Genomic DNA, 20,842 nt, shown 5'->3' with positions numbered 1-20,842 from the left:
CTGATGGCTGATCCGATCTTCACACCCGGCAGCGAACTGCCCAGCGAAATCCCCAACGGATACCTTGAGGCCAATGCCAAGCCCGGCGCGTTCGGCAGCAACATCGCTGAAGGGTTCTCCCGCATAGGCGAGGGGATGAACCAGGCATCCGAAAGCCTCGGCCAGATGGCCCAGCGGCATGCGCAGGAAGACAACCTGACCGCAGTCAGCGCGGCCATGAACAATTTTCAGGCCCATGTCCGGACTGCGCAGTATGGCGACCCGAACGCGGAAGAAGGCACGCCAGAGGCCGCAGGCTATTTCGGCACGCAGGGCAAGGCGGCCGTGGACAGCCTTGGTCAGGCTACGCAGGGCATCAACACCTACCGCCAAAGCCTGATGCAGGGCATGAATGCCAATCAGGCCCGCGCCTTCCAGCAGGCCAGCACGCAGTTCCAGACCGGCGCATTCAATGCCATGTATGAGCATGCCGGCCGCCAGCGGCAGGCATATCAGGATGATGTGCTGAAAGACAGCCTGACTAACGCGGCCAACACGGGCGCTGCCAATCTGGACAATCCGGCTGCATTTGGCAGTGCGATCAACACAGGCCGCGACCTGCTGCAAGCGCGTCTTGCGCTGCAGGGCGTGCCGATGGACAGCCCCATAGCGCAGGCCAAGCTGCAGCAGTGGAACGACCAGTTCTTCACACAGGCCGCCCAGTCCGCGACCAATAACAACGATGCGATAAAGGCGCAGAGCATCCTGGACGCCAACCGGGGGCACATGTCTGCCCCGGCCTATGCACAGGCGTCCGAGCAGAACCGGCCGCACCTGTACCGCCAGCAGGGCACGATGGGCTATCACGCAGTGTCGGGCGAGCCGGAAACACAGGCCGCAGCAATCCCGCAGGGCACCGATCCAGACGCGACATTCGCCGCCATGATCCATCTGGAAAGCGGCGGCCAGCAAACGGACGCCAAGGGTGCACCCCTTACATCCAGCGCGGGCGCGGTCGGCAAAGCGCAGCTTATGCCCGCCACAGCCAAGGCTATCGCGCAGCAGACCGGCATTGGCTGGGATGAAAACCGTTTCCGTACCGATGGCAATTACAATCAGGCACTGGGGCAGGCGTTCTTCAACCAGCTTTGCCAGAAGTACGGCGGCAACCAGACACTTGCCTGCGCGGCCTACAATGCCGGACCGGGCAACGTGGACAAGTGGATCAAGCAGAACGGCGACCCGCGCACTGGTGCCATCAGTGATGCGGATTTCGTGGCGGCCATCCCGTTTGACGAAACCCGCAATTACGTCTCCCGCGCCAGCGCTGCACAGATTGCGCCCAATGATCCGCCATCCCACACCGCACCCGACTGGACCGCGCGCGAGGTCGCCATATCGAAACTGCCCATCGCGGACGAGGCCAAGACATACGCCTATTCGCTACTCAGCCGTGACAAATCCATCTGGGAAGCCACGACAGCAACCCAACGCGGGCAACTGGCTGACAGTCTGAAAGACCTCGGTGCGGCCTACGCCCACGGCAACACGACCAACGATATCCCCGAAGCCCAGATCCGGCAGTTGCAGGAACCCGAGCAGGCAGAGCGTACCATCCAGGGCCTGCAGGTGATGCGGCAGGGCGCAGATGAAGCCAATGCCCTGCGTTTCGCGCAGCCCGATCAGGTGGCCGCAGCCATGCAGCGCGACACCGACGCCATGCGCAATGGCGAGGATATCGGCAGTTACCAGAAGCGGGTGCAGGTGGCGAACATGCGCAACGCCGTCATCACCCAGCGCATGGAGGCAATGAAGAAAGACCCGGCCACCTATGTCGCCAGCGCACCCGGCATGCAGCAGGCAGCACAGCAGTCAGGCGACCCGGCGCAGGTGGTGCAGGCGCAGCAGGCTTATGCCGTGCAGAGCATGGCCATGCAGCGCTACCTTGCGCCCAACCAGACGCCACGCATCCTGACCAACGATCAGGTCAAGGCGCTGTCGCAGCAGATTTCCAGTGCTGATCCGGCCAAGGAAGATATCGGCCAGACCATGGATACTGTCGCCCGTCAGTACGGCCAGCAATGGCCAAGGGCATTTGGCGAATTGGTCCAATACGGGAAACTGCCTCCCGATTATCAGGTGCTGGCGAACATGGACACGGCAGACCAGACCATGGTCCGCGCCGATTTCCAGCGCGCCCTGCAGGCAGGCACCCTGCCGCAGTTGCAGGAGGCAGCAGGACAGGCGGCCAGCAATATCCTGCCCAAGGGCGGCGATGATCCGGTCGAGGACCAGCTTGCCGCCTTCCGCGCCACCACGGTCAACAGCAGCGGCGGCGATGCGCTGTATCGCACCGTGCACGACGCGACCAAACGGCTGGCGCTCTACTACATCGCCCATGGTCAGGATAGCAGCACGGCCCTGACTAACGCGGTTGATGGCGTAATCAACAGCAAATACGACATATCGGGCAGCATGCGCGTGCCCAAGGGGATGCTGCCTGCCGCGCGCACCGCTACCGCCAGTGTCCTGTCATCGCTCAGGCCATCCGATCTTGCGCCGATCCCCGGTAGTGCGCCGGGCCTGAGCGATCAGGATCGCAAGGATTTCGGCATCAGCGCCGCGCGCTCAGATGGTCAGTGGGTGCCCAACAATGATGAAAGCGGCCTCGTGCTGGTCATCCCGCCGCGCAACGGGGCCACGCCGTATGTCATGCGCCGCAAGGACGGCCGCCCGGTGACCGTCACGTTCGATGGCATGCGATCCGGCCAGTATGGCAAGGGCGGTACGTCCGCGTCGCATCTGGGGTCACTGAACACCGTACAGTCAGGGGGGCTGGGCTGATGCCGTTCATCAGTGGCGATCCGATCGAGGCCGCGTCCGTCCAGCAGCAGGGCACGGACAACATGCAGTCCACACTGGGGCAGACCCTTGGCGCAGCAGTATCGGAAGGCATTCACGATACGCCCGTCATAGGCATCTCAGACTGGGTGCGTCATCGGGCCGAATCGCTTGATCCCAACATGCTGACAGCCGATCAGGCCAACAGCCGGTATCAGGCGCCGGGCCTGAAGTTCAGTGCGCCGGTGTCTGATGCACTGGCCAATGATCTGTACCAGCAGAAGCACGCGCAGGCCGTCCGTCAGGCCACCATGTCTAGCGGCCCGGGCGGCATACTGGGCGGCACGGCCCGGATTGGTGGCGGCCTGCTGCCACAGTTCCTTGACCCGCTGAACGTCGCCTCGGCCTTCGTGCCTGGCATGGGCGAAGCTCGAGCAGCGTCCATCCTTGGCCGGTTCGGGATCGATAGCGGTCTGGCAACCCGCGGTCTGGCCGGGGCCACGCAGGGCATGGCCGGGCAGGCGGCGCTGGAACCGTTGAATTATGGCATCTCGCAGGACGAACATAACGACTGGACCATGGGGCAGGCGCTGACCAATGTCGCGTTTGGTGGTCTGCTCGGTGGCGGCATGCACATGGCGGTCCCGGCGCGCGAACTGGAAAAGGCCCAGCCGACCAAGGACGCTGCCCCCACGCTGGATGACATGACCAACCCGGTATCCGACCGGATGGAAAGTCTGTCGCCCGAGGCGCGGAACGTCGCGACCAACGAAGCCATAGCCGCCCTGGCACAGGACCGCCCCAACGTGGTGGGCGAACTGACGGATGCGATCGATCCCGAAGGGGCGGGGCAGGAAGCGCCCACACTGGCGCAGGATCAGGCGCAGGATATGGGCAACCAGCCATGGCCACCGACGCGGCCCGAAGATGTGCCGGGCACGCCGCTAGACGCGCCCGTGCAGGTGGGTACCTTCCCCGAAGGCATTACAGGCCACCCCTCTCTGCCGATCGAGATGGAGGAAGGCTGGCACGATTTCAGCACAGGCGGCGGTGTGGGCCGTATCCATGTTGAAGCCCGACACGCGCCGCAGATCAGGGCGCAGGGCTATCCTGACGCGGAAAGCTACGTGCGCGATATTCTGGCGCATCCGGATGAAATCCGGCGGGACCAGAATAATGGATCATTCTTCTTTGTCCGGCACGCAGAGGATGCGGCCAGCAATAAGCATGACGCGGGTGTAATCCACCTGCAGGAAGAAAACGGTCGCTATCGGGTCGGAACGGTCGCGCCGTTCAAGAAGAAATATCTTGGGAAAAGGGAATTGCTCTGGCAGTCGGATCGCCACCCCGACACACTTCCAACCAGACAGAAAGCCCCCTCGCAAGCCGCTGCGCGCGTAATGTCTGGTACGCCAGCGGTGGGGAGCGATAGGGTCCAGAGTGCCGCCAGCATACTGACCGATGCGTCCCACCGCAAGATTCTTGAGGACACGCCGGACATAACATCCTCCCGCCGCTCGGTTGACCAGACCGAAGCTGCCGCCCCGCCGGTCACGGGCGGCACGGCAGATGACGAACTGGCGCAGGCCCGTGCCGCCGTGGATGACGCCAACCGCCGCCTCGGCATGACCACGGATGCTGAGGGAAAGACGACTATGCTCGAAGGCATGACGGATGATGACCGCAAGGCGCTGGATGATATCCACGAACAGACACAGCGCGCCGAAGGCGATGCCCGCGCGTATGAAGCCGCCGCAGGCTGCATGATCGGGAAAATGAAGAATGGTTGACGGATCCTATCGCCACTGTTTCGAGACCGCTGCGCGCGCGGCGGGCCGGACCCTGTCCGAAGATGAACTGCATGAGGTATTCGCCAGCACGCAGCGCCGCATGGACCGGTTGATGAGCGAAGGCATGTCGCCGCAGGATGCCGCGCGCGAGGCCGGGCGGCAGCTTGGCATGGAGCGTCGCATTGCCTCCCTGATCGAGGAACGCAACCAGAAGATCAACCTTGCCCGTCGGTCCGAGATCATGGCCCGGCTGACCGAAGGCGAGGAAGCGCAGGCGTTGGAAGGCATCATCGCCGGGCGTGAAAATACCCAGCGTGGCGCCGCCCTGTCGGTCGCGGCCACAACGCACGCGCTGGTGGCGGATGTGATGGGGCCGCTGGTGACCGACCTCGACCGCGCCGGGCTGCTCAAGGCCGTGACGCGGCGAAACCATGACTTTGACCGTGACATCGCGCGTGAGATGTGGCGGCTGGATGACCCGGCATCGGGCGAAGTCACCGGCAATGAACACGCTCGACAGGCCGCCGAAGTCCTGCACCGCCATCAGGAAAAGGTCCGTGCCCTGCAGAACGAGGCCGGGGCATGGATCGGCAAGCAGGAACATTACATCACCCGCCAGAGCCACGACATGTGGAAGATCCGGGGCAATGGCGGCGAGGAAGATTACCGCGCATGGCGTGACAGCATCCTGCCCAAGCTGGACCCGCGCACGTTTGACCGGCTGGACGCTGACACCAGCGAGGAACACTACCTGCGTGCCACATGGCAGGCGCTGGCGTCCGGCGTGCATGAAAGCGCCAACGGCTCGGATTGGTTGTCCGGCTTCAAGGGCCCGGCCAATGCCGCCAAGAGCGCCAGCCAGGAACGCAGCCTGATCTTCAAATCCGCCGATGATTGGCTGGCCTATAACGAGCAGTTCGGGCAGGGCAATGTGCTGGACAGCGTGATGCAGGGCATGGAGCGCGGCGCGCGCAACGCCGCCGTCATGCGCACGCTGGGCACCAATCCGCGCGCCATGTTCGACCACGTGGCCGACCGGGCCATATCTGCCGCCAAGGATCGGAACGACTTCAAGACGGTGGATCGCCTGCGGGCATTGAAGGATGGCGCGCTGGTCGATGTGGTGACGGGTCGCGCCGCCGCACCGCAGAACAAGACCATTGCCGCCATCGGGGCCTACCTGCGGTCGTATCAGGCCATCACCAAGCTGGGCGGCGTGGTGCTGTCCTCGCTGCCCGATATCGCGGTCACGGCCTCGGTTGCCCGGCACAACGGTATCCCGCTGCTGGAAAGCTACATGAACGCGCTGAAAAGCGTCGTGCCAGGTGCACTGAGCAAGGGCACGCGCAACCGGCGCCAGATCGCACACATGATGGGCGTGGGGATTGATGGCACGCTGGGCGCGATCATGACACGCTTCCATGGCGAGGACGGCCCGCTGGGCAAGATGGGCCGCACGGTGCAGTTCTTCCACCGGCTGAACGGCCTGCAATACTGGACCGACGCCATGAAGGAAGGGTTTGGCACCATGCTGACCCACAACCTTGGCCGGAACGCGGGCAAGGACTTCGACGCCCTGCACCCCAAGCTGCGGCAGTCCCTGACGCGCTACGGCATAGGCGAGGATGAATGGAATGTCCTGCGCGGCACAGCGAAGGAGGCGGCAGATGGCAACATGCACATCCTGCCAGCCGAACTTGACCACCTGACCGAGGATGACCTGAAACCCCTGCTGCGCGACACCATCACCCACGATGAAGCCCGCAACGAACTGCAGTCCAAACTGTCCTCCTATATCATCGACCAGGTGCGTGAGGGCATGACCGAAATCGACCCGCGCACGCAGGCCTTCATGCAGGGCAGTTACGCCGCCGCTGACCGTGTGAACCCGGTTCTGGGGCAGGCCATGCGCATGCTGATGCAGTTCAAGTCCTTCCCACTGACGCACATCCGCCGCGTGTGGGGCAGGGAGGTTACGCGCGACGGCGCGGACGTGGCGGGCATCGCGCACCTGATCGTGGCGACAACGGTGCTGGGCTACGTGGCCATGAGCCTGAAGGCGATGGCCGTAGGTAAGGAGTCGCGCAACCCGGCCGACTGGCGCACGGTTCTGGCTGCCATGCAACAGGGCGGCGGGGCAGGGATCTACGGTGATTTCCTGTTCGGTGAACAGAGCCGCATGGGAAATTCGTTCCTTGAGACGCTGGCAGGGCCGACATTCTCGGACGCTAGCAGCCTGTTCAAGATGTTCGCCAACAGCCGCGACATGGCGCTGGGCAGCGCCGATGCCCCAAAGGGCAAGACATTCGAGATGAATCTGCTGCAGGAAGCCCGGTGGGAACTGCCCTTCGGCAACCTGTTCTATACCCGCGCCGCCCTCGATTACCTGGTGTTCTACCGCCTGCAGGAGATGATGAACCCCGGATACCTCAGACGCTACGAACTGGGCATCCAGCAGAACCAGGGCCAGAAGTTCTGGTTGTCGCCTACGTGGAATCCTTATCAGGCAATGGCAGGACGGTAAGCCCGTTGTACAGATACCCTACTGCGCGGTAGAGTCCTCATGTGGAGGGCATTATGGATAAACTGGTTGTCGAAATGGACCCCGATGTAAAAGCGGTCTGTGACTTCATGGGCAGCAATATCGACCCCGGAAAACTGGTTGTAGTGGCGCGCGCCGTTGCTGATCTCGCCCCGGTCATGTGGCAGCATTTCCCGAATGTCGGGTTTTATGATCCGCCCCTATCGGTCAGGCGGATCATTGATTATTCTATGGGGAACCCTTCTCAATCGCCGCTGCCACAAGCTGCCACCTGATGGGGCCATCCCGCAGTGCGTGCTGATGATGGTTCTGCGGTGGTAGGACATGATCCTTTGCCAGACCAATTTCGTGTCCGCGCCCTGTGCATCGGTAAATACCGGCATCAGGGGCTTTATGTCCGGGCGCATGTGCGGTGGTGACATCAAAGTTCCGATGCATGCTTTGTGTAAAATGGTGCAGCGATTTATAAATTGGCATCTTGATCTCCAATAACGGAGAATAATCCTTCACAACCGGCAGGAGTCGGGTCAACGCACCTCACCGCTGGTCAAAAAGGGAAGCTGGCCCAACGACCCGATGTGCATTGGTGATCGTGGGATAGCTGGTCACTGCGGCCGCCAGCATCGCCAGCGCCAGAAAGACGATTTTCTTGATCATGCCGACCTCCCTTCAGATGAGAGGGAGTCTTAACTGGCGCACGTATCCGATGCGTGTCTGGATAATCTCATTTTGTATCAGGGGAATAAGGAATTTTTTAAGGGGAGGGTAACGCACCGGCAGGGCCTCCCGGTAACCCTGCATGGCGATCCGGTCCGCAGACCGTCCTACGGCTGGGAGAATTACACCGTGTCACGGCGCGTCGTGGGAAGGATGGCATTATTGGCCGCGCAGGAGAAGGGGGAGTGGCTACTCCGCTGCTACATCCAGCCGCTACCGTGCCGCGCCGGTGGGCAGCCTGAATTACACCGGGTGCCAGCCTGATAATTGCTGACGTGCGATATCCTTGAATTTATCTTTTTCTTCTTGCGTGGGGCCTCCCGATATAGAATCGGGTCGGTCGTCCCACTTTCGAAAGGGATAGTGCTGAGAGAATAGTTGTTGGGCTAGGTATTCTATATCTCCTTCGCGGTAGAACAAAGTTCTGGTCCTCTTGTGTTTTATTTTTCTGTTTCCATATTGATGATTATTTCTGCGATGGAGAGCGAGTTCTCCGTTTGCAAAAGGCCGCATTTTCTTGCTTCTGACCGCAAGAACGATAATGCGCTTTTGATGTTTTCTGCTTTTTTTTCCATGTCTTCGTTCTGCTGCCTATGCTGCATGCTGTTGCTCAATGCTGTTGTTATCGAGAACGGCGTAATGGATATTCAGCTTGGCCCGGGCCTTATCCAGCACGGCCTGGGAAACCGGCACAACGGCAGAGGCGACATCATGGCCGGAAGGAAGTGTCTTCCTGCTATGGATCTGAGCGTCCACGCCAGCGCCAGGTACAATCCGCTTGAGAACACCCCACGCTGTCAGAAACAGATAGGTGTGAATGTCATTCAGCACTGAAAATTCGATGCATGCCAGAATCAGTTCGGCTGATATCTGCTTGCGCAGGGAGAGGGACAGATTGCGCTCAACGCCAAACCGGGTGATTTCCCAGACCGTCGGACCAGGTGGAACAATCGGATCGGGCATCATATCGGGCCAGAGTGTTTCCAGCATGTAAGGCCGGTTCGTTGGCAGCAGACGGATCATGCCCCGCACAACACCTGCGACATCGCGCCATACAAGGTAGACAGCAGCAGGTGTGTCGAACTGGTCGTATTCCATACCCTTGTAGAAGGGGACTTCCCACTGCTCATTGGCCACAAAATGGCGGTAGCGAAACTTGAACTGCTCAGCGAGAGCAGTTCCGCACCAGTGGGCATTTTCAACGGTTACGACTTCGATCATGGATCTACTCTCTTCCTGTTGGATGAGAGGATCATTCACGAAAACTGACGGCCGGGTTACCTGTCAGACCTGACAGGTTTCACAGTTCAATCAGGCCGGCACAGATAGCCCGCACCACACCCATGATACGATTCGTACATTTCAGCTTCAGCAAGGCATTGTTGATGTGAAAGTTAACAGTGCGCTCACTGACGCCAACAATCATCCCGGTTTCCCATGAGCTTTTGCCCTTGGCTGTCCATCTCAGACATTCCTTTTCGCGGGGGGTAAGAATGGGGGGCGACATATCCGCCGGTTCATCCAATTTTTTATAACCGGCAATGAAGAAATTGGATAGGGCGCGCAAATAAAGCTCAATTTCCTGATCTACGTTTTTATCTGTAAATGCAAAACAAATGGCGTAAATTAATCTGTCGTGCGTATGGACCGGTATTGTCAGTCCCTTTTTTATGCCAAATTCAGATACGTCCCTTATTATCTTTTTTTCGGATTTGTTAATGTTCCTGATTTCGTGCCAGAAATAGGGGTGGCTCATGAATCTGGATTTTTTTATTATCGGGTCAGAGACGATGTAATTGTTCTCAATATAGAAATTGACCCATTCCGTTGGATATCCAACGTGTATAAAATTTTCTTTAGGGTCTTCAATCCTGTTCAATTCCACAATAGTTACGTGGACATTCCCGACTGACAGGACGGCATCAAGATAGATGGATAGTAGATCGTGTTTAGTGGCTGCGTTCTCAAGGTCATGTAGTTTCGCCAGGAGGTCAATCGTCCAGCCCACCATCTATGCCGCGCCTGCCTCCAGTGCCATCCAATAGTAAGCCTAAATTATATGATATATTTATTCTATAGATTTATGGTGGCGATCGTCGTCTGAAGCCAAGTTGTCTCCCGGGCAGCTTTTTGCTGTCAGCCCTCCCGGGCACGCTCTTCCATGTGGCATTTTATATCCCAGCACGCATTCGGTTCCTCCATCCAGAATATCTCCGAACGGAATAGTCAAATCTCCACTCATGCCAGCATATAAAAAGATGCGATTGAATGGGGTTAGACCATTCGGAGCTTCCCCGTAAAACTTCACCCATCCTCTGCCATGGCGGGCATGGGCAATATACATTTGGTCAGATGAAGAGTTGGGTTGCGTGTCCTGAACCAGGAACAGGCATGCCCTGTCTGGAGCATCTTTGGGGTCTATCGCAATGAAGCGATATTCTTTGCCGCTTTGGCCAGTCAGGATCTTTTCTTGCATGATGGCCCCTTTTCGCACTCCGGATAGTATCCTGCCTTCGGGTGGCTTGTGCTGTCTGATTTGATCTGTTTTATGTGATTGTGGATCAAATAGCCGATAGGCTGATATGATCTGCTTTATTTTTAAAAGTAAAATTTAGAATATTACTTAATTTTCCGTTTAGATTTTTCTTTTTCTATTTTAATTCGCATATTCTCAATATCTCGAGTAAGTCGTTTTTCTTCGATCTTCCACATGCTGATTTCCAGATGAGCGATGGCTCGGTCTAGGGCGCTTATGCGTTTCTTTTCAGATGTGGGTTCGGCTTTCTTCTCGGCTTCTGAGACGCTTTTTTGCACATGCTGTAGGGAACGTTCAAGAGAGGCAACTAACTCATCTTCTGCTTCGATGAGTTCTCTTTCCATCATGTCGCTGGCGCTAAGAAAACTATTCTCCAGCCTTTGTACGACTTCTGCATTGACGGATCGCCCAGAAGATTTGGCTGAGGCCTCAATTTTCGCTTTGAGGCTTTCCGGCAATCTGACGTGAATCTGTTTCTCAGGATCGCTCATGCTCTACTGATCTACCAAAATGGTATTGACTGCAATGATACCATTTTGGTAGGTGTATCAATATACCAAATTGGTACGGAGATATGACGCATACAAACTCACAAATACACGTCAGGGCACCAGCCCGTCTGAAGGCGATGATTGAACGATTGGCCGCCCAAAACCGACGCAGCCTCAATGCCGAGGTTGTGTTTGGATTGGAGTTCTACGTTCAACATATCGAGCAAACAGAAAAGGCACCGGACCCCGCCCTGGAAAGCAAGCCCGATGCCTTTCACGCTGAATAAGGAATAAACAGCAATGTCGGCTTTTAACACATTCGCTATCACGACTTCCACCGAAAATGCGGTCACCATGTCTAGTCGCGAGATCGCAGAACTGACGGACAAGCAACATGCTCACGTTATGCGTGACATTCGCGCCATGTTGGAACAGGTCGGAGAGAGCCGATCCAAGTTTGGATCGACCTATCTAGACGCTCAAGGCAAGGAGCGTGAATGCTACAATCTTCCGCAGGATCTAACCTACAACCTCATCCTCGGCTACCGTGCCGACCTTCGCCTGAAGGTAGTCCGCCGCTGGATGGAACTGGAAGCCCAGCAGGCACCAGCTATCAAGGCCCCGACCAACATGGTCGAAGCCCTGACGCTGGCCCTTGAACAGCAGAAGGCGCTTGAGGCCAAGGATCAGGAGATTGCGGAACTGGCTCCGCAGGCTGGGGCGTTGCAGAAACTGGCATCACTCGAAGGCGTCCATAACCTGCGTTCCGCGGCCCAGCAGTGCGGGTGGCCGGAGCGGAAGTTCATCAACCGGCTGATCGAACTCGGCTGGCTCTATATCCACAGCGTCACCGGCCGCAAGTGCGCCTATGCCGATAAGATCAAGGCAGGGTTGATGGAGTCCAAGAACGTCGAGGTCAAGCGGAGCGGGTATGTCGAAGGCGTGGGCCAGCCGATGATTACGCAGAAGGGGCTGGCGAAGATCCGGACGATCATTGGTGACGTGCCGGGCGATGACACCACGCTGGCGGCCGGTCTGGCCCGGAAGGCCACCCCGCGCCCTTTTGCGCATCGCTCGGGGGCAACACCCACGTGAGCGGCGCCATACAGCTTGGCGGCAAGCTGATCCTGTTCGATGCGAATGACTGCCACCTTGCGCCGGGCAGCGAGGCCGTGATCGTCAATGAAAAGGGCAATATCGTTGTGGCCCGGCTGGAACCCACGGCGGAATGGGAACGCCTGGCCCGCTCGCGCACCGGGCTGGTCCGGGCTGTCAATCCGTTTGGGAAGCAGGTCCTGATCGGGGTGAAGGTGCTGGGGCGGTATATACGGACGGAAGACGTGGGGCAGGCGGTCGATCTCGCACCGCAAAAGCCCGATTTCTTTGAAGATGCGCAGCCCCTATCTGCCGATGAAGTCGCGGGTGAACTGGGCAAGGCGCTGGCCGTCTGCACCCGCATCTACCACCACCCAGACAAAGCCAATACCGACAACTGCGAGCGCAGCCTGCGGGCCGCGGCGCATGGCATCATGCAGATGTGGAATGACGTGCAGCGGATCAAGCAGGAGCGCACCCGGCAGTTAGGCCGGTAGGCGCCACGTTCCCTCCCTGTTTGTGCGGGGAGGGGACGTAACCGGACTGCTATGCTGCGACGAGGGGCCGCACATGCAGGTCGGCCTCATGCGTGCGGGCCTGCGCCATGTCCCACGCCACCTGCATGCGCATCAGGGTATCGGCCTTCACGCCGAATGCCTTTTCAAACCGGATCGCCATATCGGCGGATAGGTGGGCGCGACCGTTCAGCAGGGCGCTCAGCGCCTGCCGCGAGACTCCGAAATGTTCGGCCAGGTCCTTGATCTTCAGGCCATGAGGCTCAACCAGTTCCGTCCTGATCCAGTCGCCTACGTTTACGGCGAGGGACGGGTGCATCTTAAGTGCCATGATAGTCCTCCATATCCATATCTTCCAGCGCGCCCTGGTCATTGACCCGGAAAGTCAGGCGCCAGTTACGCGTTATGGTCATGGACCATGTGCCGGCCCGATCACCCGACAGGGCATGCAGGCCGTAATTGGGTGGAACCGAAAGTTCATCCAGCGACGCCGCAGCGTCGATAAAGGCCAGCATTTTGCGCAGGCGGCCAGTATCTCCCACGATTCCCTTGGGGTTACCTGTCTCGAAAAACCGGCGCAGTCCTTTGTGTCTGATGCTTTCGATTTCCATCGAGAGTAAAGTATGGCTTTACGCAGAGGGTGTCAAGTTATGCTTTACACTGGCGCTGATGGATTGCGGCATGTGGGGCATAAATACACCTGTCATCCCACACCGTACTAACAAACCACCCATACCCCAGAAATCCTGACCATTCAGTTTCGGGGACGGCATGCGCTTCTTTCACCTTCTGGCAGCCGCCAGCCTTCTTGTCACGGTGCAGGCGCATGCCGTACCCACGTCCCCCATGGACCACGGCCTGTTTGACTTCGGTGCGCAGACGCCGGGGTCTCAGGGGATAGGCGTTCCGCTTTCCACTACATACGCCACGTTGCCCGCATCGGGGCAGATTGGCGTCCCTTCCTTCTGTTCTGATTGCCGGATTGGCGGCGGAAGCGTTGGCGTGCTGGTGCTGTGGAATGGCAGCGCGTGGACGGGTGTGTCCGGTGAGGCGGTATCCCACTGATGACCGAACCCCGCTATGCAACGGCCGAGGAAGTGGCCGTGGTGCGTGAACGCGTGGCCAAGGTCGAGGGCGGCCACGATAACCTGCGCGATGGCCTGGCCACGCTTTCCCAGCAGTTCTCCGACCTGCGGCGCGACCTGACCCGGTCGGTAAGTGATAACGCCGCCCAGACCCGGCGCGAAGTCATGGCCCGTGTGGATGCCATGTCCGACACGGCGGCCGAGCGCGATACCGAAATATCCGGCCGTCTGTCCAGCATCGAGGGCGGCCTGAAACTGACGTCGTGGGTCACCATGACCTTCATCGTGCTGGCCACCGGCCTACTGGGCTGGGGGCAGATTGGCGATGCGGCATGGTCATTCTGCAGGCGCGCGTTCGGATATGGGCCATGAGCACATACGTTCCCCGCGGCATCCGCAACAACAATCCCGGCAACCTCGATTACGTGGGGCAGGCAGGGTCGCATCTGGAAACCGGCGTGCCTGACCCGCGCTTTGCCGTCTTCCCCACCATGGCGGACGGCATCCGCGCGCTGCGTGACCAGCTGCTGCGCTACGCTGCGCACGGGATGGACACGATCGCCGCGATCATCGACGTCTATGCCCCGCCCATCGAGAACGCGACCAATGCCTATATTGCCGTCCTGTGCAGCCGGATGGGCGTGCAGCCCGCGACCGTGCTGGACCTGAACAATCAGGCCACCATGCGGCAGATGATCTACGGCATCACGCTGATGGAGAACGGGCCGGGCCATATCAGCCTGAACCAGATCGACCAGGCTCTTGCCGGAGACAGCAAATGAACACAGCCGCAAAATTCGGCGGATTTGGTGCCGTCATTGCCATGATGCTGGAATACGTGCCCGCGCAGTATGACCTGTATGCAGCCCTGTTCATCATCGCCTGCGGGGCCGCCGCGGCAATGATCCCGCCGCCGCACGCAGGTAGCCGGTGGGCCGTGGCCTACCAGCTCATGACCACCATCGGCCTGAACATCGGATGGGCGGAAAACCACTTCAAGCCCGGGCAGTCGGGCGTGCGCGTGCCGCTGGCGGACAAACCCGCTGCCAAGCAGGCCGTAGCCTCGGCCGGCATTCCGGTCCTGAACAAAAAAGGCAAGCCAGAGCAGTCTGCCAATGGGAACGCCTAATCCCATCCGGCGGCCAGGCCGGTTTGACGCGGGGAAATACTGGACCCAGCGCGAAACTGCCGTGGCCATTTCTCAGGCTACAGATCCTCTCACATCGCTGCTGGATGATCTGGAAGGCACTGTGTCGGGGCATACCAGCAGTCTGGATGCTCTGAATAACAAGACTGCCGACCTGTCTGCGGATGGAAGCACATATTCCGGGAAAGTGACCGGAGGCGTAACCGGCATGTTCGAGGGAAGCGTCCAGATCGGGACACCACCAGCTTCGGCAACAGCGACCGGAACACAGGGGCAGATCATCTTCGCTGCGTCCGGAATCTACCTCTGCACCGCCACGAATACCTGGGTGTGCTTTACGCCCGGTGCGTGGCCGACCTCGTAAGGAAACCGACATGACCAAACGATCCCGCCTGGCGGCCTGCGCCGCCATCCTCTCGCTGACCACCCTCGGGGCATGTGCATCCGACAAGCAGGTTAACCTGCAGAAGGCCGCATACGACACCATGAGCGCCTATCATGTAGCCGCCACCGGTGCCGAAGCCTATCTGGCCAGCGGCAATGTGAATTCCACCGTCAAGACTGAGATCAAGGCGGCCGCTGCGGCCGCCCTGACCCCGCTTACCACACTGGATAACGCGATCACCGCAGGTGACAGCCTGACCACCACGACTGTTTCTACCGCCGAAAGCGCACTGGCCGGACTGCAGTCCGCGCTGGCCGATGCGCAGGCGACCACGACCACGGGGAGCAACTGATATGGATGCAGCAGAACTGAGCGCCATCGTAAGCGGCGCCACCACTGTCATCGGCCTGATCGAGAAATATGGGCCCGAAGCATGGACCACCATCGTGCAGGCGGTCGAGCAGACCAAGAGCGGGACGGGGCCGACCACGGCGGACATCGAGGCGATCTACGCCAAGTGCAAGGCTGACAACGCGGCCATTCAGGCGTCGTGAACTTCTATTCCGGATTGGCCCTCGGCTTCGTGCTGGGGGCAGGAAGCGCGGTGGGCTACCTGCTCATCGCGTTCGCGCGTGACTGCTGGCAGCGGGGGCGCATGGAATGATCTGGGCGGCGCTTGGCATTATCGGGGCGCAGTCGGCGTTGGCGTGGGTGATCTACTTCGTGGAGCGCCACGATCACCAGTGCTATGTGCGGGATAATCTTGGGCCGCCCGCACCGTGATCTGGCGCTGGCTTCACCGTCTATTTTGTTTGTGGAAAGGACGCTAGAAATGAGCGACTATCCGATAGTCATCGTGAGATGGCTCGATAGTGGGCAGCCGGGATCTGCGTGGCAATGGGCAGATGAAATACCTGAACCAGATCCGATTGCCTGCCAGACGGTAGGACATTTGATCCACGATACGCCATTTGGCGTTGTGGTTGCACTTAGCATTGGGGACGCCACAAGCGAGCGTCCCCAAGCCAATGGCGTTATGCATATACCGCGTTCAACGATACAGCAGATTACTTCTTTGGTCCCTTGTGAGCAGGTTCGTGACGCATGACAGAGGCTGCCAGCGTCTTGGCCTGCGCAGATGTTGCACGTCCTGTATTCAGGACATTGGCGGCAACTGTTTTCACGCGGGAAGAGGTATTGGGGGAAACCGGTCCGCGACCGGTTGGCTTATGAGCCGCCATCTTGGGGCCTCCATTTTTAATATAAGCCGACTTGACCCTACTCCTTGTACAGGGCATAGCACCCGTGCTAGCACAAGATAGCAGTCCGTGGGCGGCTTAATCGCCACGGATAAAAAAGAGACGGGGGGCGAATCCCGTCTCTTTTTTTATGTCTGCAATTTGGATAGCCCTAACCGTTCCTCATTGGAAGGAGGATATCTATATTTTGTGGTATAAATGTTTTTGAGCTCTAGGTTTAGTTCCAAACCTTATGTCCACGGATCCAAACGGCAGGAACCGAACCGCCTGCCGCTTTGTGACAGATCATGAGCTCGATAGCATTTCGTCAGTCTTTATTTTATGGCTCAGGGGACAGACTCTTTGCCTCGCATATCTCCAGAAACACGCGCAGCGAGGTCTCGCCTTCCTTACGCAGCCCTTCCACGCTATCCGCGTAGAAGTCCGCTCCACCGTTCAGGCCAATGAACTCGCCCCGGAACATACCGATTTCCGGGTCAAACTGGCTGACGGCTCGGTTGCCGCCAATTTCCATTGTGTTGTTCATGGCATTGCTCCGTTCTTCTCAGGCCATTTAAGCACCCGTTGTCACTACAGCAGGCCCGGATTTTCCTGAACCACATCATGCCGAATATGGCAGGTAATCGGCGTCGATAGCTGTGCCGTTTTTTGTGCCGACCTGATGTGCGGAAAGGCAGGAACAGGGCGTTACATGCGGAATATGGCTGCGTGTTATTGCCTTGATAATAAACGATTTATGGATTTTATTGGAGAGTGGCGGAGATTTTCAAGACCGCTGCCTTCAACCGCTCGGCCACCTCTCCATATCGTCTGTTTAGCTAGGTCTGCCGCCGCCGTCTAGATGTTACCACGCACAAAAACCGCTGCGTTTCGTGTGGTTACGGTATCGTCTTTCGGTAACTGACGCCATTGCCTCGCTGATTTGCACCCGACCCGGATTGTCTGCAGGTGATCCGGGTGCAGAAAGAGCGAGGAAAAAACCAAGTAAACAGGAAGACCAGTCAGGACCAGACAGTCACGTGCATGGTTCCCGTAATCGTGGCAGCCGGATGGATGGCCGCCATGGACAGGTTAGCATATATGTCGGCCCTTGCACTGTCCGGGCAGGTGGTAGGCTTCACACCGGAACAGAGGACGACCCGAACAGTCTGCATCCAGCGATCGGTCCATCCCGCATGCGCCATGATCTGGTTATGATGAATGCAGGCAGGCCCTAACGGATCAGGTCGGACAGGGCATCCATCTTGTCTGCCACCATGGCAATGGTGCCGCGTATCTCATCCGTCACCGTCTGTGCGTTATCCACTGTTTCAGACAGGCGTTCGAGGTCGGCGCGGATCTCGTTCACCAGAACCTTCCGTTCGGTTATGAGGCCATCTTCGTCTTCCATACCCTGTCTCCCGTGTTTTCATATGCCAGTGACAAGGATGCGGGTCTTTTTCCGATTTTACAATTGCAATACATCTTCCCGGCCCCAATTCCGTTGATACGGCGTGCAGGACGGGCCTGTTACGGCTTTGTCCCCGGTACATCTTGCGATACATCCCGCCATCTGGTGCATGAACGGGGAGAGCACGGGTTGAAGCAGCGGGTTGAACAGTGGATGTGGCGGATTGCAACCGGCCTTGTCATCCCCATGCCGGTGCTGCTGCTGTATGCGCTGGCACCTGCTGAAATTGTCATGACGGTGGTGGCGGTACTGTTCGTGACCCACGGTTTCCTGACCCGGCACTGGAACTGGTTGCGGCAGCCGTGGATCTGCGCGGCGGGGCTGCTGTGGGGGCAGATCATCCTGTCCTCCATTGTAACGGGGCGCGGCCATGCGATCGTGCAGGCCGCATGTTTCGGGCGGTATTTCCTGTTCATCGCGGCCCTGCAGGCATGGATCCTGCCCGGTGCGCGGGTGCGTGCCGTGCTGGCGCGGGTTTACGGGGGTGTTGCCATATGGCTGGTCGCGGGGTGCTGGCAGCAATACATATGGGGGCGCAACATATGGGGTTACGGCCGTTGGGCGGATGGCGCACTGCTGGGTCCGCTATGGGCGCCACGGGTGGGATCGGGGCTGTTCATGACGGCGCTGCCAGGACTGTTCCCCACCGCCATACGGCTGTCACAGCGTGATGGCGCGCGGGGACGGATCATGGCGACCGCCATGCTGCTGGGACTGGTGCTGACCATGGTGCTGGTGGCGCAGCGCATGCCGCTGTTCCTCATGCTGGGGGGGATGGGAATTGTCGGCCTGCTGGTGCCGCGCCTGCGGGGCGGCCTGGTGGCCGTGCTGCTGCTGGGGGCGGGTGGCGTGGCGCTGTCGCCGGTGCTGGCGCCGCAGGCGTATCACAAGCTGGTCGTGAACTTCATCGCGCATATGCATGCGTTTGCCGACAGCCCCTACGGCATGCTGTTCATCCGTGCTGGTGTGATGATCGGGCGGCACCCGTGGTTCGGTCTGGGGTTTGACGGGTTTCGGCATGCCTGTCCCGACCCGGCATATTTCCATGGCCTGCCATGGCTGGGCGTGGCCGAGGGACCGCATGGCGGGGCAACCGGCTGCAACCTGCATCCGCACAACTATTACCTGCTGATGGGGACCATGGGGGGAATACCCGCCATGGGACTGTTCATTGCGCTGGCTGTCTGCCTGCTGGTGTCCATTTGGACGGGTATCGTCCCCACGCGCGACCCGCAGCGACTGATGGCGGCGATTGTCGCGACACTTGTTTTCTGGCCCGTGGCGTCCAACAGTTCACTGCTGACACAGCCCGCGGCGGGATGGCTGTCCATGATTACGGGATGGGCGCTGGCGGTATCCCCGGTTGCATCCCGTTTGCAATACGTGCATGGCGGGGACTAGCCCCGGCAGGCATGGCGCACTACAGTGCGCGCCGTGGCGCACATGGATGAACGGCAGCGGGGGCCAGCCTGCCGGCTTCCTGCCACGTCCGGTATTCAGTTTAGGGGAGCCTGCGCTATCGTTTTCGCCTGTTGTTCCGAGGACACGTGTCCGGGGCCGTCCCGTGCGCGGGTTTTTGTACGTGTGATCACCCATGTCCACTTCTGAACGGGACGCACTCAAGCGCATTTTCGGCAATACCGGTTTCCTGATTGCCGGGCGGGCGACGAATGCGATCTGCAGCTTTGTCTATATCGCGTGGGCGGTGCGGGCGCTGGGGCTGTCGCAGTTTGGCGTGCTGATGCTGGTCACGACGTTTGGCGCCGCCGTATCGCAGGCCACGCACCTGCTGTCATGGCAGCCGCTGCTGCATTACGGCACGGACCCGTTCACCAACGGTCGCCAGGCGCAGTTTTCCCGCGTGCTGGCGTTCTGCATCCGTGCCGATTACATAAGCGGCGGCGTCGGGTGGCTGGTGGGTACGCTGGGTGTCGCGCTGTTCGGGGCGTATATGGGGTGGCCGGCGGCGGACCAGGGGGCGGCCTTCGCCTACATGCTGACGATCGCGTTCATGAACACCAGCTGGTCGGCCGGGGTGTTTCGGTTGTGCAATTCCTTCTGGCTGACCATGCTGACCGACCTGTCCGGCGCGCTGGTGCGTACCGTGGGGTCGGGCATCGGGTTCATGTACCACATGGGGCTGGATTATTACCTGCTGGTCTGGAGCATGACGCAGCTTGTCATGTTCATAAGCAGTACCTCGCTGGGCTGGCTGCAGCTGCGCCATGCGGGCGCCACGCAGCGTTTCAGCCTGTTCGCCCCGCTGAAGGCGGGTGATGCGCCGGGCATATGGCGCTTTACCCTGTCCACCAGTTGCAACCATCTGCTGGGGTCGGTTTTCAACCAGTTCGGCACATTGCTGGTGGGTGGCATCCTTGGCCCGGCCGATGCGGCGGTCTATCGCGTCTCCCGCCAGATAGGCGAGGGGATCGCCAAGCCCGCACAGCTCATGATGCCCGCGCTGTACCCCGAATTCATCCGCCTGCGTGAAGAGCAGGACTGGTATGGCATCAAGCGCGTGACGATCAAGCTGTTCCTGATGATCGGCGGGTTTTCCATCCTGCTGATGGGGGTGGCGATGGCCGTGGGCAATATCCTGCTGACATGGATGCTGCATGTCCACTGGCATGGCGGGCGTTCGCTGATCATGCTCATGCTGGGCAGTGCGATACTGGGGCTTGGGGTCGTGCCGCTGGAGCCGCTGCTGACCGTGATCGGGCAGGTGTCGCAGGTGCTGAAAGGGCGGATCATCGTCACCCTGACCTACCTGCCGCTGGTGTATGGCATGACCATGGCCTGGCATCTGGAAGGGGCTGCGGCGGCGGCCGTCGTGGCGGGGTTGATCATGCTGGGTGTCTGCCTGCGGCCGGTCGTGGTGTGGTTCCGCCGCATGGCGCCAGGACGCAGGCCGACAGGCATGGTGAAGGGGGAGGCAGCCCCTGCCACCGTGCCACCCGTGCCCGAAAAGGGCACGGGGACATAATTCCTGAAAGCCTGCTGAATTTCAAAG

At 59.5% G+C, this 20,842-nt stretch carries 22 protein-coding genes and 1 pseudogene; 15 read left to right on the top strand and 8 right to left on the bottom strand.

Going from position 1 to position 20,842, the window contains the following annotated elements; genetic code table 11:
• Positions 1–3: 3 nt before the first annotated feature.
• The 4 genes from S101446_RS06340 to S101446_RS06325 are packed head-to-tail and all read left to right on the top strand — an operon-like array spanning position 4 to position 7,427.
• Positions 4–2,823 (top strand): transglycosylase SLT domain-containing protein, encoded by a 2,820-nt coding sequence (locus S101446_RS06340; protein ID WP_087607928.1) that lies wholly within the window; start codon positions 4–6, stop codon positions 2,821–2,823.
• Positions 2,823–4,610, top strand: coding sequence for a hypothetical protein (locus tag S101446_RS06335; RefSeq protein ID WP_087607927.1), 1,788 nt, complete (start codon positions 2,823–2,825; stop codon positions 4,608–4,610). Before S101446_RS06340 ends, S101446_RS06335 begins: the two co-directional genes overlap by 1 nt.
• The gene (locus S101446_RS06330) at positions 4,603–7,134 is read left to right on the top strand and encodes a hypothetical protein (protein ID WP_087607926.1); all 2,532 of its coding nucleotides are present in this window, start codon (positions 4,603–4,605) and stop codon (positions 7,132–7,134) included. The genes S101446_RS06335 and S101446_RS06330 overlap by 8 nt, the downstream gene beginning before the upstream one ends.
• 53 nt (positions 7,135–7,187) lie before the next feature.
• Positions 7,188–7,427, top strand: coding sequence for a hypothetical protein (locus S101446_RS06325; RefSeq protein WP_087607925.1), 240 nt, complete (start codon positions 7,188–7,190; stop codon positions 7,425–7,427).
• Between the two features lie 1,033 nt (positions 7,428–8,460).
• On the opposite strand, the gene S101446_RS06320 is transcribed toward S101446_RS06325, so the two are convergent.
• The 4 genes from S101446_RS06320 to S101446_RS06310 form a co-directional block, all read right to left on the bottom strand.
• Entirely contained in the window at positions 8,461–9,090 is a 630-nt protein-coding gene (locus tag S101446_RS06320) for an acyl-homoserine-lactone synthase (RefSeq protein ID WP_087607924.1), read from the bottom strand.
• Positions 9,091–9,169: 79 nt separating this feature from the next.
• Positions 9,170–9,880, bottom strand: a complete 711-nt coding sequence (locus S101446_RS06315) for an autoinducer binding domain-containing protein (protein WP_087607923.1) — start codon at positions 9,878–9,880, stop codon at positions 9,170–9,172.
• Positions 9,881–9,937: 57 nt separating this feature from the next.
• Positions 9,938–10,345: a hypothetical protein gene (locus S101446_RS18015; protein WP_167376404.1), complete on the bottom strand. Its 408-nt coding sequence runs from the start codon at positions 10,343–10,345 to the stop codon at positions 9,938–9,940.
• A gap of 143 nt (positions 10,346–10,488) precedes the next feature.
• Positions 10,489–10,896 carry an Arc family DNA-binding protein gene (locus tag S101446_RS06310; RefSeq protein WP_087607922.1) on the bottom strand — a complete coding sequence of 136 codons (408 nt, stop codon included), beginning with the start codon at positions 10,894–10,896 and terminating at the stop codon, positions 10,489–10,491.
• 83 nt (positions 10,897–10,979) lie between these two features.
• On the opposite strand from S101446_RS06310, the gene S101446_RS17680 reads away from it, so the two are divergent.
• The 3 genes from S101446_RS17680 to S101446_RS18395 are packed head-to-tail and all read left to right on the top strand — an operon-like array spanning position 10,980 to position 12,488.
• Positions 10,980–11,183 carry a hypothetical protein gene (locus tag S101446_RS17680; protein WP_157684829.1) on the top strand — a complete coding sequence of 68 codons (204 nt, stop codon included), beginning with the start codon at positions 10,980–10,982 and terminating at the stop codon, positions 11,181–11,183.
• A 13-nt stretch (positions 11,184–11,196) separates the two neighbouring features.
• On the top strand, positions 11,197–11,991 hold the full coding sequence (locus S101446_RS06305; RefSeq protein ID WP_208620558.1) for a phage regulatory protein/antirepressor Ant: 795 nt from the start codon (positions 11,197–11,199) through the stop codon (positions 11,989–11,991).
• Positions 11,988–12,488, top strand: coding sequence for a hypothetical protein (locus S101446_RS18395; RefSeq protein WP_244184555.1), 501 nt, complete (start codon positions 11,988–11,990; stop codon positions 12,486–12,488). Before S101446_RS06305 ends, S101446_RS18395 begins: the two co-directional genes overlap by 4 nt.
• A 49-nt stretch (positions 12,489–12,537) precedes the next feature.
• On the opposite strand, the gene S101446_RS06295 is transcribed toward S101446_RS18395, so the two are convergent.
• A complete protein-coding gene (locus S101446_RS06295; protein WP_026018825.1) occupies positions 12,538–12,837 on the bottom strand; it encodes a HigA family addiction module antitoxin in 300 nt (99 codons plus the stop codon).
• The gene (locus tag S101446_RS06290; RefSeq protein ID WP_019087035.1) at positions 12,827–13,117 is read right to left on the bottom strand and encodes a type II toxin-antitoxin system RelE/ParE family toxin; all 291 of its coding nucleotides are present in this window, start codon (positions 13,115–13,117) and stop codon (positions 12,827–12,829) included. Before S101446_RS06290 ends, S101446_RS06295 begins: the two co-directional genes overlap by 11 nt.
• Before the next feature lie 160 nt (positions 13,118–13,277).
• Here S101446_RS06290 and S101446_RS06285 point away from each other — a divergent pair, with 160 nt between their 5' ends.
• The 6 genes from S101446_RS06285 to S101446_RS06255 all read left to right on the top strand — a co-directional run bounded on the left by S101446_RS06285 (position 13,278) and on the right by S101446_RS06255 (position 15,677).
• Positions 13,278–13,571 carry a hypothetical protein gene (locus S101446_RS06285; protein WP_087607921.1) on the top strand — a complete coding sequence of 98 codons (294 nt, stop codon included), beginning with the start codon at positions 13,278–13,280 and terminating at the stop codon, positions 13,569–13,571.
• Positions 13,571–13,963, top strand: a complete 393-nt coding sequence (locus S101446_RS06280) for a hypothetical protein (protein WP_019087037.1) — start codon at positions 13,571–13,573, stop codon at positions 13,961–13,963. The genes S101446_RS06285 and S101446_RS06280 overlap by 1 nt, the downstream gene beginning before the upstream one ends.
• Positions 13,960–14,373, top strand: coding sequence for a structural protein (locus S101446_RS06275; RefSeq protein ID WP_087607920.1), 414 nt, complete (start codon positions 13,960–13,962; stop codon positions 14,371–14,373). The genes S101446_RS06280 and S101446_RS06275 overlap by 4 nt, the downstream gene beginning before the upstream one ends.
• On the top strand, positions 14,370–14,720 hold the full coding sequence (locus S101446_RS06270) for a hypothetical protein (RefSeq protein ID WP_087607919.1): 351 nt from the start codon (positions 14,370–14,372) through the stop codon (positions 14,718–14,720). The genes S101446_RS06275 and S101446_RS06270 overlap by 4 nt, the downstream gene beginning before the upstream one ends.
• Positions 14,721–15,112: 392 nt before the next feature.
• Entirely contained in the window at positions 15,113–15,475 is a 363-nt protein-coding gene (locus S101446_RS06260; RefSeq protein WP_087607918.1) for a hypothetical protein, read from the top strand.
• Position 15,476: 1 nt separating this feature from the next.
• On the top strand, positions 15,477–15,677 hold the full coding sequence (locus S101446_RS06255; RefSeq protein ID WP_087607917.1) for a hypothetical protein: 201 nt from the start codon (positions 15,477–15,479) through the stop codon (positions 15,675–15,677).
• Between the two features lie 1,033 nt (positions 15,678–16,710).
• Here S101446_RS06255 and S101446_RS06250 read toward each other — a convergent pair.
• Positions 16,711–16,908: pseudogene (locus S101446_RS06250) on the bottom strand (toxin-antitoxin system HicB family antitoxin); the annotation flags it as partial.
• A gap of 687 nt (positions 16,909–17,595) precedes the next feature.
• A complete protein-coding gene (locus S101446_RS18010; protein WP_010510944.1) occupies positions 17,596–17,772 on the bottom strand; it encodes a hypothetical protein in 177 nt (58 codons plus the stop codon).
• A gap of 189 nt (positions 17,773–17,961) precedes the next feature.
• On the opposite strand from S101446_RS18010, the gene S101446_RS06245 reads away from it, so the two are divergent.
• Positions 17,962–19,233 (top strand): O-antigen ligase family protein, encoded by a 1,272-nt coding sequence (locus tag S101446_RS06245; protein WP_087607916.1) that lies wholly within the window; start codon positions 17,962–17,964, stop codon positions 19,231–19,233.
• 193 nt (positions 19,234–19,426) lie between these two features.
• Positions 19,427–20,815: a lipopolysaccharide biosynthesis protein gene (locus S101446_RS06240; RefSeq protein ID WP_019091998.1), complete on the top strand. Its 1,389-nt coding sequence runs from the start codon at positions 19,427–19,429 to the stop codon at positions 20,813–20,815.
• Positions 20,816–20,842 lie beyond the last annotated feature (27 nt).

Source organism: Komagataeibacter europaeus, from assembly GCF_002173515.1.
Classification (GTDB): Bacteria; Pseudomonadota; Alphaproteobacteria; order Acetobacterales; family Acetobacteraceae; genus Komagataeibacter; species Komagataeibacter europaeus.
Note: the sequence above shows the minus strand (reverse complement) of the source record. Positions and strands in the feature narration are given on the sequence as shown.

What these genes read in the sequence shown, in the direction of transcription:
- S101446_RS06280 (WP_019087037.1), top strand. Translation starts at nt 13,571, where the DNA reads ATGACCGAACCCCGCTATGCAACGGCCGAGGAAGTGGCCGTGGTGCGT.
- S101446_RS06255 (WP_087607917.1), top strand. Translation starts at nt 15,477, where the DNA reads ATGGATGCAGCAGAACTGAGCGCCATCGTAAGCGGCGCCACCACTGTC.
- S101446_RS06240 (WP_019091998.1), top strand. Translation starts at nt 19,427, where the DNA reads ATGTCCACTTCTGAACGGGACGCACTCAAGCGCATTTTCGGCAATACC.
- S101446_RS06275 (WP_087607920.1), top strand. Translation starts at nt 13,960, where the DNA reads ATGAGCACATACGTTCCCCGCGGCATCCGCAACAACAATCCCGGCAAC.
- S101446_RS06330 (WP_087607926.1), top strand. Translation starts at nt 4,603, where the DNA reads ATGGTTGACGGATCCTATCGCCACTGTTTCGAGACCGCTGCGCGCGCG.
- S101446_RS18015 (WP_167376404.1), bottom strand. Translation starts at nt 10,345, where the DNA reads ATGCAAGAAAAGATCCTGACTGGCCAAAGCGGCAAAGAATATCGCTTC.
- S101446_RS06260 (WP_087607918.1), top strand. Translation starts at nt 15,113, where the DNA reads ATGACCAAACGATCCCGCCTGGCGGCCTGCGCCGCCATCCTCTCGCTG.
- S101446_RS06325 (WP_087607925.1), top strand. Translation starts at nt 7,188, where the DNA reads ATGGATAAACTGGTTGTCGAAATGGACCCCGATGTAAAAGCGGTCTGT.
- S101446_RS06320 (WP_087607924.1), bottom strand. Translation starts at nt 9,090, where the DNA reads ATGATCGAAGTCGTAACCGTTGAAAATGCCCACTGGTGCGGAACTGCT.
- S101446_RS06305 (WP_208620558.1), top strand. Translation starts at nt 11,197, where the DNA reads ATGTCGGCTTTTAACACATTCGCTATCACGACTTCCACCGAAAATGCG.
- S101446_RS06270 (WP_087607919.1), top strand. Translation starts at nt 14,370, where the DNA reads ATGAACACAGCCGCAAAATTCGGCGGATTTGGTGCCGTCATTGCCATG.
- S101446_RS06340 (WP_087607928.1), top strand. Translation starts at nt 4, where the DNA reads ATGGCTGATCCGATCTTCACACCCGGCAGCGAACTGCCCAGCGAAATC.
- S101446_RS06295 (WP_026018825.1), bottom strand. Translation starts at nt 12,837, where the DNA reads ATGGCACTTAAGATGCACCCGTCCCTCGCCGTAAACGTAGGCGACTGG.
- S101446_RS06335 (WP_087607927.1), top strand. Translation starts at nt 2,823, where the DNA reads ATGCCGTTCATCAGTGGCGATCCGATCGAGGCCGCGTCCGTCCAGCAG.
- S101446_RS06315 (WP_087607923.1), bottom strand. Translation starts at nt 9,880, where the DNA reads ATGGTGGGCTGGACGATTGACCTCCTGGCGAAACTACATGACCTTGAG.
- S101446_RS06290 (WP_019087035.1), bottom strand. Translation starts at nt 13,117, where the DNA reads ATGGAAATCGAAAGCATCAGACACAAAGGACTGCGCCGGTTTTTCGAG.
- S101446_RS06310 (WP_087607922.1), bottom strand. Translation starts at nt 10,896, where the DNA reads ATGAGCGATCCTGAGAAACAGATTCACGTCAGATTGCCGGAAAGCCTC.
- S101446_RS18010 (WP_010510944.1), bottom strand. Translation starts at nt 17,772, where the DNA reads ATGGAAGACGAAGATGGCCTCATAACCGAACGGAAGGTTCTGGTGAAC.
- S101446_RS06285 (WP_087607921.1), top strand. Translation starts at nt 13,278, where the DNA reads ATGCGCTTCTTTCACCTTCTGGCAGCCGCCAGCCTTCTTGTCACGGTG.
- S101446_RS17680 (WP_157684829.1), top strand. Translation starts at nt 10,980, where the DNA reads ATGACGCATACAAACTCACAAATACACGTCAGGGCACCAGCCCGTCTG.